General features: G+C 33.7%; 16 protein-coding genes. 3 read left to right on the top strand and 13 right to left on the bottom strand.

Features of this window, described 5'->3' with window-relative positions:
• Positions 1-15: 15 nt before the first annotated feature.
• The 5 genes from ABI657_RS13025 to ABI657_RS13045 all read right to left on the bottom strand — a co-directional run bounded on the left by ABI657_RS13025 (position 16) and on the right by ABI657_RS13045 (position 4,717).
• Positions 16-924 carry a pseudouridine synthase gene (locus tag ABI657_RS13025; protein ID WP_348097702.1) on the bottom strand — a complete coding sequence of 303 codons (909 nt, stop codon included), beginning with the start codon at positions 922-924 and terminating at the stop codon, positions 16-18.
• A 332-nt stretch (positions 925-1,256) separates the two neighbouring features.
• Positions 1,257-2,213, bottom strand: coding sequence for a geranylgeranylglycerol-phosphate geranylgeranyltransferase (locus ABI657_RS13030; protein WP_348097703.1), 957 nt, complete (start codon positions 2,211-2,213; stop codon positions 1,257-1,259).
• A 74-nt stretch (positions 2,214-2,287) separates the two neighbouring features.
• Entirely contained in the window at positions 2,288-3,226 is a 939-nt protein-coding gene (locus tag ABI657_RS13035) for a mevalonate kinase (RefSeq protein WP_348097704.1), read from the bottom strand.
• A 23-nt stretch (positions 3,227-3,249) separates the two neighbouring features.
• Positions 3,250-3,600, bottom strand: a complete 351-nt coding sequence (locus ABI657_RS13040) for a four helix bundle protein (protein WP_348097705.1) — start codon at positions 3,598-3,600, stop codon at positions 3,250-3,252.
• A gap of 25 nt (positions 3,601-3,625) precedes the next feature.
• The gene (locus tag ABI657_RS13045) at positions 3,626-4,717 is read right to left on the bottom strand and encodes a diphosphomevalonate decarboxylase (protein ID WP_348097706.1); all 1,092 of its coding nucleotides are present in this window, start codon (positions 4,715-4,717) and stop codon (positions 3,626-3,628) included.
• A gap of 101 nt (positions 4,718-4,818) precedes the next feature.
• Between ABI657_RS13045 and ABI657_RS13050 the strand changes: the two genes are divergently transcribed.
• Positions 4,819-5,295 carry a TspO/MBR family protein gene (locus ABI657_RS13050; RefSeq protein WP_348097707.1) on the top strand — a complete coding sequence of 159 codons (477 nt, stop codon included), beginning with the start codon at positions 4,819-4,821 and terminating at the stop codon, positions 5,293-5,295.
• A 35-nt stretch (positions 5,296-5,330) separates the two neighbouring features.
• On the top strand, positions 5,331-6,311 hold the full coding sequence (locus ABI657_RS13055; RefSeq protein ID WP_348097708.1) for a tetratricopeptide repeat protein: 981 nt from the start codon (positions 5,331-5,333) through the stop codon (positions 6,309-6,311).
• On the opposite strand, the gene ABI657_RS13060 is transcribed toward ABI657_RS13055, so the two are convergent.
• Together ABI657_RS13060 and ABI657_RS13065 are read right to left on the bottom strand one after the other, a co-directional pair.
• Positions 6,295-7,005: a hypothetical protein gene (locus ABI657_RS13060; protein ID WP_348097709.1), complete on the bottom strand. Its 711-nt coding sequence runs from the start codon at positions 7,003-7,005 to the stop codon at positions 6,295-6,297. The genes ABI657_RS13055 and ABI657_RS13060 overlap by 17 nt on opposite strands.
• Before the next feature lie 100 nt (positions 7,006-7,105).
• The gene (locus ABI657_RS13065; RefSeq protein WP_348097710.1) at positions 7,106-7,753 is read right to left on the bottom strand and encodes an HAD family hydrolase; all 648 of its coding nucleotides are present in this window, start codon (positions 7,751-7,753) and stop codon (positions 7,106-7,108) included.
• A 384-nt stretch (positions 7,754-8,137) separates the two neighbouring features.
• Here ABI657_RS13065 and ABI657_RS13070 point away from each other — a divergent pair, with 384 nt between their 5' ends.
• A complete protein-coding gene (locus tag ABI657_RS13070) occupies positions 8,138-10,060 on the top strand; it encodes a M13 family metallopeptidase (RefSeq protein WP_348097711.1) in 1,923 nt (640 codons plus the stop codon).
• An 87-nt stretch (positions 10,061-10,147) separates the two neighbouring features.
• On the opposite strand, the gene ABI657_RS13075 is transcribed toward ABI657_RS13070, so the two are convergent.
• The 6 genes from ABI657_RS13075 to ABI657_RS13100 all read right to left on the bottom strand — a co-directional run.
• Entirely contained in the window at positions 10,148-11,356 is a 1,209-nt protein-coding gene (locus ABI657_RS13075) for an NAD(P)/FAD-dependent oxidoreductase (RefSeq protein WP_348097712.1), read from the bottom strand.
• The gene (locus tag ABI657_RS13080; RefSeq protein WP_348097713.1) at positions 11,353-12,030 is read right to left on the bottom strand and encodes a glycerophosphodiester phosphodiesterase family protein; all 678 of its coding nucleotides are present in this window, start codon (positions 12,028-12,030) and stop codon (positions 11,353-11,355) included. Before ABI657_RS13080 ends, ABI657_RS13075 begins: the two co-directional genes overlap by 4 nt.
• A gap of 185 nt (positions 12,031-12,215) precedes the next feature.
• On the bottom strand, positions 12,216-14,090 hold the full coding sequence (locus ABI657_RS13085; RefSeq protein WP_348097714.1) for a glycoside hydrolase family 13 protein: 1,875 nt from the start codon (positions 14,088-14,090) through the stop codon (positions 12,216-12,218).
• A gap of 33 nt (positions 14,091-14,123) precedes the next feature.
• Positions 14,124-14,660, bottom strand: coding sequence for a hypothetical protein (locus ABI657_RS13090; RefSeq protein ID WP_348097715.1), 537 nt, complete (start codon positions 14,658-14,660; stop codon positions 14,124-14,126).
• A gap of 90 nt (positions 14,661-14,750) precedes the next feature.
• A complete protein-coding gene (locus tag ABI657_RS13095; RefSeq protein ID WP_348097716.1) occupies positions 14,751-16,865 on the bottom strand; it encodes a glycoside hydrolase family 97 protein in 2,115 nt (704 codons plus the stop codon).
• A gap of 244 nt (positions 16,866-17,109) precedes the next feature.
• On the bottom strand, positions 17,110-17,330 hold a 221-nt coding region (locus ABI657_RS13100; RefSeq protein WP_348097717.1), incomplete at its 5' end, for a glycosyl hydrolase family 65 protein.

The following is a 17,330-nucleotide window of genomic DNA, read 5'->3' on the forward strand; positions in this document are numbered from 1 at the left end:
ATTTTGACTCGTTTTTTAAACGTTTTTCAAATTTATTATTTCCTGTTCAGTCAGCATCCTCCAATTACCTCTTGGTAAATTCTTTTTAGTCAAACCAGCAAAAGATACACGGTCGATACGTAAAACATCATAATCAAAGTTTTCGAAAATAGCACGAACTACTTTTACATTTGATGATCGCAATTTAAGACCTACTTCACTTTTTGCTTCTCCATCAATATAACTCACTTCTTCAACAAAAACGCGGTGTCCGTCTAAAACCAAACCTTTGCTGATTTTTTCCAAATCCTCAAATTTTAAGTTTTTATCCAAAGAAACCTGATAGATTTTAGAAGATTTCTGACTCGGTAAAGTAAATTTACGAATCATATCCGTATCGTTGGTAAACAACAATAATCCGGTTGTATTCTTGTCCATTCTTCCAATCGGAGCAATTTTAGCTGTTGTAGAACCACGAACCAATTCTAAAACATTACGGAACTCCTGTCCTTCGTCAAGAGCAGTGGTAAAATTTTTAGGTTTGTTCAGTAAGATGTATTCTTTTTTCTCCGGAGTTAAAATTGCACCATCAAAATTAATAACATCCGTAAGTTTTACTAAATAACCCATTTCAGTTACCGGAACACCGTTTACTTTAACGTTACCCGACTGAATGTATATGTCCGCATCACGACGTGAACACGCACCAGAATTCGAAATGAATTTGTTCAAACGAATTTCGTCAGCTGCTTTTTGTCTTTTTGGAGCCTGATTCTGTTTTTTAAGTTTTTGCGCCGCTTCTTCTTCGGCTGCTTTCACAGCTGGCTTCACTTTTTTTGGCCCTTGGGCACGCTTTTGCATGGCAGGTTTTGGCTTGTTAGAGTTTGATCTTGAGCTGTTTGGCTTAGAACCACCTCTGCTATTATTGCCTTCCTTCTTATTCATAAATTCTGTAATTTGTGCAAAGATAGTTTATTCCTTCTAAATAATCCTAAGTTCATTGTTCTTAGATTAATAGCTATATTTTTTTAGTTTTTAAGAAGCAGTACATTTGGCTTTCTTTCAGGCATTTGGTCCCGCTATCCGTTCTAATCTTTTGTGGCAAACCCTGCCACAAAAGGATTTCCACTTTTATCGGGGCTAAGGGGCAGTATTTCGGTACTTTTTATACATTAGTTATTACATTAAGTTTCGCAAAACTAACACAGAGTTACACAAAGTTGATAAATCTCTGTGAATCTTGGCGAAACGCTCTGTGAGACTCCGTGGAATAAATCTTAATAATTAGAAATCAATTGCTTGCCATGCCACAACACACTCGGATTAATCAGAACAATGCAAAAAACACCCGAAACAATCAGGAATTTCAAAACATTATGAAGTATAAGATATTGTTCTTTCGAGTTGGATTTCCAAAGATAAATCAGGAAAAAAAGCAAAACAACAAAACATAAGTAGAAATAAATATCCATGTAACCCACGTCGTAAACATCAATAAGGATATAGACCGGAAGTATAGTCAAAACAGTTAAAACAGTAATAATTTGTTTAGAGACTGTTTCATTATAAAGTATTGGAATGGTTTGGTAATTATTGGCTAAATCACCTTTTAGATTCTCTAAATCCTTGATCATTTCACGAATCAGCAATAATAAAAACAAGAACATGGCATGTGCAGAAATTACACCAAAGTGACTCATGTGATTTTCTATTTCCTCGAATAAAGTTTTGTTGTAGAAATAAAGTAAGATAGCAAAAAAGGGAACAACGGCTAATAAAGCTGAAGTAAGATTGCCAATAATAGCGTATTTTTTGATTTTGTGTGAGTAAAGCCAAATCAGGAAAATGTACAAGGAAAAAAATAAAAAAGCACGCCAGGAAACAATCAGAGCAGTTAGAACCGCTAAAAAATTCAAACAAAAATAAACCGAAAGCTTAGTTTTCTGGCTGACCAATCGATCCAGCATGGACTTGTTGGGCCTGTTGATTAAATCTTTCTGACTGTCGTAAAAATTATTGATAATATAACCGGATGCAATTGTAACTGCAGAGGCAAAAACAATCAAAAACAAATTCGGATCAAGAATAATATCTAAAGCTCTTTTGTCCGGAGCCAGTATAAAAATGGCCGATAAATATTGCGCCAATACGATTATCGGAATGTTATAACCCCTTACCACAGAGAACAGACTGACAATTTTCATCACTAAAAGTTTGTGTTGCCTGCTTAACATTCTAAAAATTTAAATTGATTGAAAAGAGTAAATCCGAAAAATCTTTCGGTAAAGTTTTTTTCTGGAGATTTTGATTAAAATTGATATACAACTTCTAACTTATAGTCTTTCAAAGATGCTTTGGCACGCTCTAAATCTTCAGTAAAGCCAAGAATATAACCACCTCCGCCAGAACCGCAAAGTTTTAAATAATAATCGTTAGTATCAATTCCATGTTGCCAAATTCCGTGGAATTGCTCAGGAATCATGGGCTTGAAGTTATTCAAAACAACCTTAGAAAGTTTTTTAGTATTGGTAAAAAGTGATTTCATGTCTCCATGTAAAAAGTTTTCTACGCAGGCATCGGTATATTTTACAAATTGATTCTTAAGCATCGCACGGAAACCTTTGTCTTTCAGGTTTTCCATGAAAATGTTTACCATCGGAGCCGTTTCTCCTACAATTCCAGAATCCAATAAAAAGACAGCACCTTTTCCGTCAAAACTTTGAGTTGGAATGCCCGTTGCTTCAATATTATCTTTGGAATTGATTAAAATCGGAATACTCAAATAACTGTTTAAAGGATCCAATCCAGAACTTTTTCCGTGGAAAAAACTTTCCATTTGAGAAAATATATTTTTTAACTGCAACAGTTTTTCACGGGTCAGATTCTCTAAAACCGTTATTTTCTGTGTAGCATATTTATCATAAATAGCAGCAACCAAAGCACCACTGCTGCCTACGCCATATCCTTGCGGAATACTGGAGTCAAAATACATTCCGGTATCAACATCATTTTTTAAAGCTTCTAAATCAAAAGTTACCAACTCAGGCTGTTCTGTTTGTAAAATTTTAAGATAATCTGCAAAACGCTTCAGACTTGCATTAGATGCTATAGCCTCAGCCGAAGGATTTTCGTTTCGCTTCAAGGCACCATTATAAAAATTATAAGGAATAGAAAGTCCTTTAGAATCACGAATAATTCCGTATTCTCCAAAGAGTAATATTTTTGAGTAAAATAATGGTCCTTTCATAGTTGATAATTGTCAATTGATAATTATATCTTTTTAGAAGTCTTTATGATGCTGGTAAGCAATCGTAATAATTCTATTATTTTTGGTTTTATATTTTGAAACTCTACATCAGATAAATATTTTGTTTCGTATAACAAATCTAACCAATATTCTGTTTCGTTTGCTTCTTTTAATGAAATAGATAATTTATGAATAAAATCAGCTTTACTTTGAGCATGTTCAGATTCTCTTATGTTGGCACCAATAGAGGTTCCTGACCGCAAAACTTGCCTGGATAAAACAAACTCTTTTTTCTCGATTAAAACTTTATAAAGATTCACAATGTCAATTGCAAAAGCAAAAGATTTTTCTTTAATAATGTTTTTCCTCTCCATAAAGTTAGTAATTAATTGACAATTATCAATTATCAATTATCAATTGGCTTCCTGCCCCAATTTCGTCACAAATGTACTGACCATTTTGACAATAGCCAACTAATTCGTTCTTAATAAATTGTAATACTTTGTCTGTTACATTATTTGGATACAAAACGTGTACATTAGCTCCTGCATCCAGTGTAAAACAAACGGGAATTTTGGTTTCGTTTCTGAATTTCCAAATGGTATTGATGATTTGCAATGTATTGGGTTTCATCAAAATAAAATACGGCATCGAAGTCATCATCATCGCATGCAAAGTCAAGGCTTCACTCTCGACAACTTTGATAAATTCTTCTATATTTCCACTTTCAAAAATGGCAATTAAATGGTCCAGATTTTCGTGTGCCTGAGAAAAACGTCTTTCGGCATACGGATGATTGTGCATCAAATCGTGTCCAATGGTACTTGAAACCTGTTTTTCTCCTTTATCTACTAATAAAATGGTATCCTGATAATTCTCGAAATTTTCATGAATGGTATATGGAAATTCAACTCCAAATAAATCCGTGCTTCCTTTTATATTATTCTGTTTTCCCCAGACTACAACATTTCCTTTCACGCTTCTGCAGGCACTTCCTGAACCTAAACGCGCTAAAAAGGATGCTTTTTGGTAAAAATAATCGTCTGTCATTTCAGGGTTTAACACTTTTTCCAGACTCATGAAATTCATTGCCAAAGCTGCCATTCCCGAAGCCGAAGAAGCAATTCCTGAACTATGCGGAAATGTATTCTGAGTATCAATTGTAAAATGATACTCTTTCAAAAAAGGCATATAAACTTCTATTCGTTCGAAGAACTTCTGAATTTTCGGCTTGAAATCTTCTTTTGGCTTTCCTTCAAAAAGTAAATCGAAAGAAAAAGAACCTGAATTTTCTTTTTTTTCAAAACCCAATTTAGTAATCGTTTTGCAATTATTAAGCGTAAAACTTACCGAAGGATTGGCCGGAATTTGATTGTCTTTTTTTCCCCAATATTTAACTAAGGCAATATTGCTGGGAGCGCTCCACTCAAAATTTCCGGTTTCGATAATCGAAGTATATTTTTTAGGAATAAAGTCAGTTACTGTAAACATGAAATATAAAATTTTGGCAAAGATACTTTTTTTTGGTTTATACCTTTTACACTTTTGAAGGCTATAAAAATGTTTATCTTTATGACTTAAAAAAAAATAAAATGAACAAAATAACCCGAATCGCTATAGCCATAATAGTTTGCCTAACAGTTGGATATTCCTCGTCAGCCGTTACCAAATCCGGTGTAGAAACCTGGTACCCCACTATTGCAAAGCCAGTTTTTAATCCGCCCAATTGGGTTTTTATGCCGGTTTGGACCTTGCTTTTTATATTAATGGGAATTGCTGCAGGATTGGTTTGGAACAATATAAAAGAACAAAATGCAGAAGTTAAAAAAGCATTGGGTTTCTTTTTGATTCAGTTAGCGTTAAATGCAATCTGGTCGTATTTATTCTTCGGACTAAACAATCCGATGCTGGCCTTAATCGAAATTGCTATTTTATGGCTGATGATTTATGAGACGTATTTAAAATTCATTAAAATCAATAAAACTGCCGGATATCTTTTGATTCCATATATGGTTTGGGTTGGATTTGCAGCGATTTTGAATGCTAGCATTTGGTGGTTGAATAAGTAAATTTTTGTTTCAAGTTTAATTAATGCGTTCACTTTATGAATAAATTCAAGGCTTTTTTAGTTGTTTTAGTTTTAATTTCATTTAAGACTTTCGCTTGTTTGAATGGTGAGACTAAGATTCTAAAAAATGGAAGTCATGCATATATCGATCATGATGGAATAAATCCTCAAGGTCATAACTTTTTTACGGGTGATTTTCCAAGATTAATAATTGAACTTGATAGTTTATACAAAAAAACAAATGATCTGGACTATTTATCTGATAAAGGATATCTTCTAATTATTCAAAGAAAATATACTGAAGCTTTAAATTTATATCTGCATATTGAGAAAATTGAACCTAACAGATATTCGACTGCTTCAAATCTTGGAACGCTTTATGAATTGATGGGCGAAAATCAAAAAGCGTATACTTGGATTAAAAAATCTATTGCAATTAACCCAGAATCTCATAAAGGATCTGAATGGCTTCATTTAAGAATATTAGAAGCCAAAATCAAAAATTTAAAAAATATTCCCGGTCAGTTTTTAATTGATACAGATTTTGGAACTTCCAATGAACCTAAAACACGATTGTCTAAAAAAGAAATTGATGAGTTGACTCAATCTGTTTACTTTCAGGTAAATGAACGAATGTCATTTATAGAGCCAAAAGACAAGGTCATTTCCGTTCTACTTTTTGAACTTGGAAATCTTGCAGAGTTAAAAGGAGAAAATAATAGTGCGCTCGCAACTTACAGAACTGCCCGAGCTTATGGTTACGACGATGATTTGATTGTAGGAAGAATGATCAATAGCGCTCAACACGAAGTTGATTATTATCGGGAAAGATCTCAGATTTTTGGCTCTCAGCTGAGAGCTTTAAGAGAAAATAAAAAAAATGTGAATTCATTTTATGTATATCAAATTGAAACAAGTTTAATTGTTCTATCTGGAATAATAGTAATTTTATTAATTGCTGTAACTGTGTTTTTCATAAAATGGAGAAAGTTGAAAAAATCTATTTCAACTTCTTAAACTCTTCATTTTTTCCATACAAAAAATCCATTGTAGCTAAAATGTTAGGATATTCAAGAAGCATTTTAGATTTTGGATCGGTATCGCAAAATTCAATAAAAAGCTCTTTTTGATCAGGTTTTAATTTTAAGTCTTTTGTAAAAAATTCAGGAGGACATGTTGGCACTATAAACTTTTTAAAATCGGATACATATTCATTTTTGTCTTTTTTTCTGCTGCCACCAAGAGGAATTACAATTGATATTGGATTTCTAATTGTACCATCCTTGTAGCCAGGTATAAATTGTGTTAAATCGTTTGCCTGTTTTCCAATGTTGATTTTTGCAACAGCTTCCGGATCATATTTAACTTTTTCAAATTTGATTTTGGTAATAACAACTTCGTCTAATTCTTCGGGTTTGAGAATCATATTGACAACCAGATTATTTGTTTCGATATTTTCTTTGGTAATTTTTAATCTGCTAAAAAAATAACCCTTAGAAAAAAACAACAAACTGTCTTTTACACTAACCTGGATCGAAAATTCTCCCAAATCATTTGTTCTCGTACTGGTTTTGGCAGTTTTATTTATGACTTCTACACCTTTAAGAACAGAGTTTTGAGAAAAAACTTTTCCATGAAGCAGTTTTTCTGATTGAGAAATGCTTAACTGACAGGTAAAAAAAGAAATTGTAGTAAGTAATTTTACTCTCATAAACGATTAATTTGTTGAGAGTAAAATTATTAGAAATGTCTTAATGAAAACTTATGGAATGTGTAAAGTGATGTTAATAATAGAGTTTTTAATTGAATAGTTATAATGCCTGAATTAACTGCAAAGGATTATGTATCACCAATTTTGCACCGCTGGCGTTCAATTCTCCCTCTGTTCTATAACCCCATGTAACTCCAACCGGAAACATATTGGCATTAACTGCCGTTTGCATATCAATTTCAGAATCTCCTATGAAAATAATTTCTTCGGGTTTTAAATTCCAGCTTTCACTTAAAGCTAATGCTTTAAAAGGATTTGGTTTCTTAAGCGATTCAACAGTCAAACCAACAGAAGCATCAAAATAATCAGGAAATATTTCTGCCGTTATTTTCTTGGTCAATTCATCGGCTTTATTGGAGAAAACTGCTAATTTGATATTTCGGGAAACCAAATTGTCTAATAATTCAATAATCCCTTCATATGGTTTTGTTTTTAGCGTGCAGGATTCACTATATCCTTTTACCATACTTTCGAAACAGATTTCAATTTGCTCATCAGTATTGTTGTATGCTGGCAATGCTTTGGCGACAGTATTTCGTAAGCCGCTACCGATAAAATATTGGAATACATCATACGAATGAGTAGGGTAATTAAGATCCTGAAGCACCTTGTTCATGGAATCTGCAATATCTTCTAACGAGTTTACTAATGTTCCGTCTAAATCAAAAATAATTCCTTTATATTTCATCTAACCTGTTTAAATTTTTTTAATAATAGATATTTATACTTTCTAAAACTATCCTTTAATTTTGTTCTAAGTTTTTCAAAACTGATGTTAGCAATTATAAACTCAATGCAATTACGTTTAATTTTGGCTTCTGAAAAAATATTTTATGATTACTTTACAGAAATGGACTTATTAAAACAGTACTTAAACAGGTCATAAATAATTATTGTTTGTGTGATTTTTAAAATAATGTGTATTTTTTGTTAAATTTATGCAGTAAAAAACTCTAAAATTATGAAAATCAAATCAGTTCAATTTAAATGCTCATTTTTGCTGACCTTCATGTTAATGATAGTCTCATGTGATAAAAAGGAAACCTTAACTTCTGGTGTTATCTTAAAAAACATGGATACATTAGTTAAACCTGGAGATAATTTTGATGCTTATGTCAATGGAAATTGGATGAAAAACAATAAAATTCCAGCAGATAAGGCAGGTATTGGAATTGGTCAGATTATAAATGACAAAGCGCAGGAAGATGTAAAAGCAATTATCGAAAACTCTTCGAAAGGGAGTTTTGCTAATGGTTCTGATGAACAAAAAATAGGAGATTTTTATGAAGCTTTTATGAATATTAAAACCAGAGATGAAAAAGGAATTAATCCTCTGCTTCCCGAATTCAAAAAAATAGATGCAATTGCCAATTATTCTGATTTAGCTAAATATTTTGGGAATGCTAATAAATCAGGAAAGATTATCCCTTTTCAAATGGGAGTTGTAGAAGACTTTAAAGATCCTACTCAGTATATGCTTTACACATGGCAGGGCGGACTTGGTCTGCCTGAAAGGGAATATTATTTTCTTGAGGATCCCAAGTCAAAAGAAATTCGTTCGAAATATGTAGTTCATATAGCTAAAATGCTCGAACTGGGTAATGTTGAAAACTCAACTCAACTTGCCACACAAATTATGGCTTTGGAAACTCTGATGGCTTCAAATCACATGAAAAAAGAGTTAACTCGTGACTATTCAAAACTGTATAACAAGTATTCCATAAAAGATTTAAAAAAACTTATGCCTGATTTTGATTGGAATTCTATGTTTGAAAGTGCTGGAATTATAAATCAAAAAAACATTACCATTACTCAGGTTGAATACATTAAATCACTGAATACTATCATAAAAACAACGCCTTTAGAAACATGGAAAGCCTATTTAAAATGGAGTGCCATTCATGGAGATGCCCAATCATTAAGTACTGCTATACTCGATGAAGATTTTGAGTTTTATGGTAAAGTTATGTATGGTATTCAAAAACAAAAGCCCTTATGGAGGAAAGGTGTTCAGGCAGTTAACGATAACCTTGGCGAAATAGTAGGGAAAGTATATGTCGAAAAACATTTTTCACCAGAATCAAAAGAACACGTAACTATTTTAGTTAAAAATTTGCTTAAAGCATATGAAGAAAGTATTAAAAAGCTTGAGTGGATGAGTCCTGCGACTAAAAAACAAGCGTTGGAAAAAGTTTCCAAGTTTACTATAAAAGTTGGATATCCTGACCAATGGAGGGATTATTCAAAATTAAAAGTTATTAAAGGAGATCTTTACGGTAATATAAAAAGAGCAACCGAATTTGAATACAACAGGCAAATTAACAAACTAGGGAAACCTGTTGACAGAAAAGAATGGGGAATGACGCCACAGACGGTAAATGCATACTACAATCCTGCTCAAAATGAAATTGTTTTTCCAGCAGCAATTTTACAAGCCCCTTTCTTTGATTCAAATGTCGAAGATGCTGTTAATTATGGAGGAATTGGAGCTGTAATAGGACATGAAATAGGACATGGTTTTGATGATCAGGGTAGTACTTTTGATGGCGATGGTTTGATGCGAAATTGGTGGACACCAAAAGATTTAGTTGCTTTTAAACTACGTACAAAAGCTTTAGTTGCACAGTATAATGAATTCAAAGTTTTTCCTGACCTAAATGTTAACGGAGAATTTACTCAAGGTGAAAATATTGGTGATTTAGGAGGATTATCTATTGCGTTAAAAGCGTATAAAACAAGTCTTAATGGGAAACCTTCTCCAGTATTAGATGGTTTTACAGGTGAACAACGCTTGTTTATTGGTTGGGCTCAAGGCTGGCTGGATAAAATTCGGGAAGAGAGTTTAAGGAATCAAATAGCAAGTGATCCACATTCGCCACCAAAATTTAGAGTTAATGGCGTCGTAAGAAATATTCCGGAGTTTTATAAAGCCTTCAATGTAAAACCGACAGATTCTTTATATCTGGCTCCCGAAAAAAGAGTTAGAATCTGGTAAACGAATATTTTATTATACAAAAGGGATACCTCTGTACAAAACAGCAGAAGTATCCCTTTTGTTATAAAGCTTTATTTCTAAAAATATTTACAAAGCATTCGCAACAATAAACCCACTGGTCCAGGCATTCTGAAAGTTAAAACCTCCCGTAATGGCATCAATATTGACAATTTCACCGGCAAAATAAAGATTTTGATGTAGTTTACTTTCCATGGTTTTGAAATTGATTTCTTTTAAATCGATTCCGCCTGCAGTTACGAATTCTTCTTTAAAAGTGCTTTTTCCGTTTACCTGAAAGCTTGCTTTTGTGAGTTGTGAAGTTAGATTCTGTAACTGGATTTTAGATAAATCGGCCCATTTTGTTTCAGATTCAATATTTGAAGCCAAAACTAAACTTTCCCACAAACGATTCGGAAAGTCAAAAGGTGATTTTTTAGAAACCGCTTTTTTGGCATGTTCCTGTTTTAAATCTTTCAGTATTTTTTCGGCATCTTCGGTATCAACGTCATTCAGCCAGTTGACAAAAATGGTAAACTGATAATTTTTGTCGAATAAAGTTCTCGCTCCCCAGGCAGAAATTTTTAAAATGGCGGGACCGCTCATTCCCCAATGCGTGATCAACAAAGGCCCGGTCGATTCGAGTTTGGTGTCTTTTACGTTAACGGTAACCTGAGCTGCAACTCCGGGTAATTCTTTGATTCTGGGATCCTTAATATTAAAAGTAAATAGCGAAGGAACAGGACTCACAATGGCGTGACCTTGCGATTGAAGCATTTCCCAGATTTTAGGATTGCTTCCTGTTGCCAAAACTAATTTTTCTGTAGTATATTTTTCGTCTTGTGTATCAATTTTCCAATGATTTTCGGCTTTGTAAATTGATTGTACACTTTGTCCGGTCAAAACTTTTACGCCTAATTTTCCCGTTGCTTCTAAAAAACAATCGATAATCGTTTGAGATGAATTAGAAACCGGAAACATTCTGCCATCATCTTCAATTTTTAATTCGACGCCATGTTTTTCGAACCATTCAATCGTATCTCCGGAACAAAACTGATGAAAAGGACCACGAAGCTCTTTTTCGCCACGCGGATAAAATTTTATTAGTTCATTGGGTTCAAAACAGGCATGGGTTACGTTGCATCTTCCGCCACCGGAAACGCGGACTTTAGAAAGGACTTCTTTTCCTCTTTCTAAAATGGCAATTTTAAGTTTCGAATTTTTCTCTGCGATATTTATCGCTGTAAAAAATCCTGCAGCGCCTCCGCCCACAATAATTATATCGAAATTTTGACTCATATTTTATCTGGAAAATCAGTAATGATTCCGTTTACGTTATAGCTTTTTATTTTTTGAATATCTTCTTCAATATTTACTGTCCAGGGTAAAACCAAAAATCCTTTTTCCTGCATTACCTTGGTATTTTCCGAATTTAATAAATGATAATAGGGATGAATTGCTTTTGCTTTTATAGTTTCGGCGAAAGCCAAAGCCAGATTAAGATCAGTTTCCGTCAAAATGCCAATTGGAATATGGGAATTTAAATTGTGAACTTCCTGCAGAGCAATCCAGTCGAAACTCGAAACAATAAAATGATCGTAGCTCCACTTTTTTTTCGTCACATATTCTTCAATTAAAAGAATGACCATTCCCAAAGTTGGTGCATTTTTCAATTCGATATTGATAAAACATTTTTTGTCTACCAAATCAAAAACTTCGTTTAAAGTTGGAATTTCATGCTTTCCATCAATCAAAAAGGATTTTAATTCAAGCAAAGATAAGGTATTTACAAACCCTTTTCCGTTGGTCATTTTGTCAATGGTTTCATCGTGAATAACAATAACATGACCATCGGCGCTTAGGTGAACGTCAAGTTCAATTCCATCAGCATTTAAGTCTAATGCTTTTTGAAAAGCCTGAAGCGTATTTTCGGGTTCGTAACCTTTGGCGCCGCGATGTGCTATTTTCAGCATCTTTGTGAGTTTTACCGCAAAGGTCGCAAAGTTTTACGCAAAGTGCGCTACTCGATTATTAAAAAAGTTAGCCACAAATTACACAAATTAACACAAATTAAAAATTCTGTTAATCTATTATAATCTGTGGCTAAAATCTTTGTCAGCCTCGGGTAAAACTTTGTGTCCTCTGCGGTTAAATAAAATTATTCCAACTCTAAAACCAAAGCCGATTTTGGTTCTACAGTTATTTCAGAAGAAAGATCAAAAGATTTTCCGGTCAGAACCTCTTTTCCTGATGTAAAGTTTTTGATGTTTTCTTTAAAACGATTGGTTTTAACTATTTGCACTTTTGCATTATTATTGAAAACTACCATTACGGTTTTAGCATCGGTATATCTGAAATAAACATACGTATTGTTCTCTGGAATATAATGTGTCATTTTACCTGAATGAACGGCTTCATTAGATTTTCTCCAAGTGAATAATTTAGAAGTAAAATCAAAATATTTCGTCTGTTCAGCCGTTCTTCCTGCGCTAATAAAAGCATTATTTTTGTCGCCGATCCATCCTCCCGGAAAATCCTGACGAATACCCGCATCGCCGTTTTTACTTTTGTCACCACCCATTCCAATTTCTGAACCGTAATACAATTGTGGAATCCCGCGAACTGTGGCCAGTAAAGTCATAACCATTTTGTATTTCGTGAAATCATATTTGTACTTATCGTTGATACGATCTGTATCGTGATTTTCGGCAAAAATCAAAATATTATTGGTGTTTGGATATAAATAATCCATAGCAAAATTGTTGTAGAATTTAATCATTCCGTTATCCCAATTCGCTTCGTCGTCATTAAATGCTGAACCAATTTGATTGTGCAAAGTGAAATCCATTACGCTTGGTAAATTCGAATTGTAGTTTTCGATTGCGCCAATTTTACTGTCCTTTTGCCAATATGCTAAATTCGCCTGATTGTGCATCCAGATTTCTCCAACGATATTAAAATTAGGATATTCAGTTGTAATTGCTTTTGCCCAATTGGCCATTGCAGTTGCATCAGAATAATTGTAAGTATCGACTCTGAAACCGTCCAGATTAGCATATTCGATCCACCAAATAGCATTTTGAGTTAAGTATTTTGCAACTAACGGATTTTGTAAATTCAAATCCGGCATTGAAGGTACAAACCATCCGTCAACACAAACTTCCTGATCTAATTTGGAAGCGTGAATATCAGTTATAACTTCACGTCGGTGATGCGTTTGTGTGTAATTTTCGAATTGATTGATCCATGATTTTGTTGGTAAATCCTGAATCATCCAATGTGTGATTCCCCAGTGATTGGTTACATAATCCATCACCAGTTTCATGTTTTTTTTATGCAATTCTGAAGACAGCCGAACGTAATCTTCATTAGTTCCGTAACGGGCATCTATTTTGTAAACATCAGATTGCCCGTAACCGTGATACGAATGTCGCGCGTCATTGTCCTGGCATAGAGGCGTACTCCAGATTGTAGTTGCACCAAGAGACGAAATATAATCTAATTTTTTTATAATTCCTTCAATATCACCGCCGTGACGTCCATCTGGTTCTGCTCGGTTTCCTTTTTCTGTTAAAATGGCATCACTATCGTTTTTAGTATTTCCGTTAGCAAAACGATCCGGCATGATTAAGTATATCATATCCGATGCATCATAACTTTTTCGGTCTGGCGAATTGGCTCTTCTTTCTTTAAGGGAATATTTCTGCGTAAAAGCGACTTTGTTTTTGGTTTTAAAAGAGAAAACCAATTCAGAAGCTTTTAGATTTTGTGTATCAATTGTAATGAAAAGATAATTTGGGTTTTCTGTTTTTTCTATATTTTTTATTACCACATTATTTGATACAGATGCTTCATATTCTGCAATATTTTTTCCGTAGAACATGATCTGCAACTCCGGATTTTTCATTCCCGCGTACCAAAATGGAGGTTCTGTTTTTTGGATTTGCGCTTTCGCGGAAGCGGAAAACAACAAGAGCATTAGGATTGATTTATATATAGAATAGTTTATAATATGTGTTTTGTGGTTTTTCATAGTTTGTATTTTAAATTCTTAAAGAATTAATTTTTAATATTTTTTGATTGGAGGCGGAGGAGGCGGTGGTAAAACTCCTTTTCTGCTTTCAAAATTTATATTTTTTTGAATTTCTTTCAGTTTCAGTTTTTGTTTAAGATTGTTTATCCAATTTGAAAGTGAATCGAGTTCTTTTGGTTCTTGATGACTATGAACCAATATTGTTTTGCTTTTAGAATTTTTCTGGATGCTTATTCCATAAGAACTTCCATCTAAATAATTTTCAAAATATTCAGATTTATATTTAAAAAGATTTACTTTTTCTACATAGTCAAAGAGTTTTAATCTTTCTTCAGAATTTAAAATCGCATAATAAGTTATTTTTTCTTTTGGAACAGAAATAGTATCATCGATATTTCTTCCAATCCAATGATAATGAATATAAGCAGTATCAGAGTGATTAAATTTTATAGAATATGATTCACTAAATGTATCACTGTATGAATAATCAAATGAATCGAAAGCTTTCTCTTTTTTAGTGCAACTTAAAAGTAATACACTTAAAAAGACGATTGTTGAACAGCATTTCATATTTATAGAATTTTAAATTACAATCAAAATATAATCAAGTAAAAAAAAAAGACAAGCAATTCTGGGGAAAATTACTTGTCTTTGAAAAAATTACTTAGTTTCGATAATGCTAATCGCATAACCTCCGCCCGGAGCAGATAACTGTGATAATTTTGATTTATTGGTTACAGCAATTTTTCTGATGGTATACGCTTGCGGATTTGTTTTGTAATGCGCGTCTTTTGCATCAGCATAAATAGTAGCTGTGTATTTTTTGCCTTTTTCAAGGAAACTAAAATCGATGTTTGATGTACGGGAATTGTCTCCGTTTACATTTCCAACAAACCAATTATTTGTTCCTTTTGCTTTACGCGCAACGGTAATAAAATCGCCTGGCTCAGCTTCGATGTATTTACTTTCTGACCAATCTACGGCCACATCTTTAATAAACTGAAATGCATCCGGAAAACGGTTATAATTCTCCGGAGTATCAGCCGCCATTTGCAACGGACTGTACATCGTAACGTACAGAGCCAATTGATTACAGATTGTACTGTTTACATGCGAAGTGTTTCCAGGATTCAATTTGCTGATATCCATTTCGAAGATTCCAGGCGTGTAATCCATTGGGCCACCTATTAAACGTGTAAAAGGTAAAACCGTTACGTGATTTGGTTTAGAACCTCCAAAAGCCTGGTATTCTGTTCCTCTTGCCGCTTCGTTTCCAATTAAGTTAGGATACGTTCTTGCAATTCCGGTTGGTCGGACTGCTTCGTGAGCGTTTACCATAATTTTATAATCAGCTGCTTTTTCAATTGCATGTTGATAGTGGTTTACAATCCATTGATCGTAATGGTTTTCGCCTCGAGGCAAAATATCGCCAACATATCCGCTTTTTACAGCATCGTATCCGTTGTCTTTCATGAATTGGTATGCTTTGTCCATATGGCGTTCGTAGTTACGAACAGAACCAGAAGTTTCGTGGTGCATGATAATTTTGATTCGCTTAGATTTTGCGTATTCGTGCAAACCTTTTACATCAAAATCCGGATAAGGCGTTACGAAATCAAAAACATAATCTTTTGAATGTCCAAACCAGTCCTCCCAGCCTTCGTTCCAGCCTTCAACCAAAACTGCGTCGAAACCATTTGCAGCAGCAAAATCGATATATTTTTTTATGTTTGCATTGTTGGCTCCGTGAGTTCCGTTTGGCTTTGCTTTGGAGAAATCAGAAACACCCAATTGTACTGTTGGGAAATCGTTTGTGTACGACCAGGAACTTTTTCCTGTTATCATTTCCCACCAAACACCAATGTATTTTACTGGTTTGATCCACGAAGTATCATCAATTTTCGATGGGTCGTTTAAGTTATAAGTCATTTTTGAAGCTAAGATTTCTCTTGCGTCATCACTTACCATAATGGTTCTCCATGGCGAGTGACTTGGCGCCTGCATATAACCTTTATCGCCTTTTGCATCCGGTGTTAACCAAGAGGTAAACGTCATGTTTTTGTCATCTAAATTCAAGTGCATACAAGAATAGTTGATCAAAGCAGCTTCGTGTATGTTGATGTAGATTCCGTCATTCGTTTTTAACATCAATGAAGTCTGAACTCCTGTTGGAGAAAAGTTCTTTTGTGAAACGTTTGCAGTATATGCTTTTTCAGATAAACCTCTTATTTCAGATAATTTCGATTTGGTGTAATCGTATTCCTGCGTATCATAATCGCCCGGAATCCAAAAAGCCGTGTGGTCGCCCGCCATAGCAAATTGTGTTCTTTCTTCTTTTATAATAAAATAAGTCAGGTTCTTTTGAGCCGGGAATTCATATCTAAATCCAAGTCCGTCATCGAATAAACGGAAACGAATTATGATTTGTCTGTCGGTTCCTTTTTGATTTAATGTTACAGCCAATTCATTATAATGATTTCTAATGTTGTCTACTTCTCCCCAAACCGGCTTCCAGGTTTCGTCAAAAGTTGATGTTTTGCTGTCAACAACCGTAAAATCATTCAATAAAGATTTTTTGTCATCTTTAAGTTCCAAACCTAATTTACTGGTTTTTACAACTTCTTTGTTTTTGTATTTTAAAGTGTAAGTTGGAGTTCCGTCGTTTTGAAGCGAAAATTCCATTGCGAACTTTCCTTCGGGTGATTTTAATTGTTGTGCTTCCGCTAAAGTGCTAAAGGCAAACAAAATTAAGCTTGTAAAAAATAATTTTTTCATTGTAATAAGTTTTTAAAAGTGGAACACTGATTTTACTAATTAGCACTAAAATTAATGCTGTTTTTTTTAACACATAGAAACATAGATTGGGATAGCTCAAAAAGGCGTTTCACTTTCTACAAAACACATAGCTATGTGAAAATTATTTGTCATTTATTTTACTCTTTTTTAGAAAAATAAACTATGTTTCTATGTGTTTAAATTCATAATTTATTGATAATCAGTGAAAATTAATGTTTATGATTTAAGCTGTTGCCAATTTTGCGGCTATTATCGGTTTTTCATTTACTATAATCGTTAAATCCTCATCACCATCTACAGTAAAAGTCGTTTCCTCATGATTTACAGCTACTGTTATAATTTGATTTCTAAAGTTTATTTTAAACGAATACCCTTTCCATTCTTTTGGAATTTTTGGAGAAAAATGAAGCTGGTCATTTTTAACACGCATTCCGCCAAAACCTT

Source organism: Flavobacterium sp., from assembly GCF_039930565.1.
Taxonomy (GTDB): Bacteria; Bacteroidota; Bacteroidia; order Flavobacteriales; family Flavobacteriaceae; genus Flavobacterium.

What these genes read in the sequence shown, in the direction of transcription:
- ABI657_RS13025 (WP_348097702.1), bottom strand. Translation starts at nt 924, where the DNA reads ATGAATAAGAAGGAAGGCAATAATAGCAGAGGTGGTTCTAAGCCAAAC.
- ABI657_RS13045 (WP_348097706.1), bottom strand. Translation starts at nt 4,717, where the DNA reads ATGTTTACAGTAACTGACTTTATTCCTAAAAAATATACTTCGATTATC.
- ABI657_RS13065 (WP_348097710.1), bottom strand. Translation starts at nt 7,753, where the DNA reads ATGAAATATAAAGGAATTATTTTTGATTTAGACGGAACATTAGTAAAC.
- ABI657_RS13070 (WP_348097711.1), top strand. Translation starts at nt 8,138, where the DNA reads ATGGATACATTAGTTAAACCTGGAGATAATTTTGATGCTTATGTCAAT.
- ABI657_RS13080 (WP_348097713.1), bottom strand. Translation starts at nt 12,030, where the DNA reads ATGCTGAAAATAGCACATCGCGGCGCCAAAGGTTACGAACCCGAAAAT.
- ABI657_RS13090 (WP_348097715.1), bottom strand. Translation starts at nt 14,660, where the DNA reads ATGAAATGCTGTTCAACAATCGTCTTTTTAAGTGTATTACTTTTAAGT.
- ABI657_RS13085 (WP_348097714.1), bottom strand. Translation starts at nt 14,090, where the DNA reads ATGAAAAACCACAAAACACATATTATAAACTATTCTATATATAAATCA.
- ABI657_RS13060 (WP_348097709.1), bottom strand. Translation starts at nt 7,005, where the DNA reads ATGAGAGTAAAATTACTTACTACAATTTCTTTTTTTACCTGTCAGTTA.
- ABI657_RS13050 (WP_348097707.1), top strand. Translation starts at nt 4,819, where the DNA reads ATGAACAAAATAACCCGAATCGCTATAGCCATAATAGTTTGCCTAACA.
- ABI657_RS13075 (WP_348097712.1), bottom strand. Translation starts at nt 11,356, where the DNA reads ATGAGTCAAAATTTCGATATAATTATTGTGGGCGGAGGCGCTGCAGGA.
- ABI657_RS13035 (WP_348097704.1), bottom strand. Translation starts at nt 3,226, where the DNA reads ATGAAAGGACCATTATTTTACTCAAAAATATTACTCTTTGGAGAATAC.
- ABI657_RS13030 (WP_348097703.1), bottom strand. Translation starts at nt 2,213, where the DNA reads ATGTTAAGCAGGCAACACAAACTTTTAGTGATGAAAATTGTCAGTCTG.
- ABI657_RS13055 (WP_348097708.1), top strand. Translation starts at nt 5,331, where the DNA reads ATGAATAAATTCAAGGCTTTTTTAGTTGTTTTAGTTTTAATTTCATTT.
- ABI657_RS13040 (WP_348097705.1), bottom strand. Translation starts at nt 3,600, where the DNA reads ATGGAGAGGAAAAACATTATTAAAGAAAAATCTTTTGCTTTTGCAATT.
- ABI657_RS13095 (WP_348097716.1), bottom strand. Translation starts at nt 16,865, where the DNA reads ATGAAAAAATTATTTTTTACAAGCTTAATTTTGTTTGCCTTTAGCACT.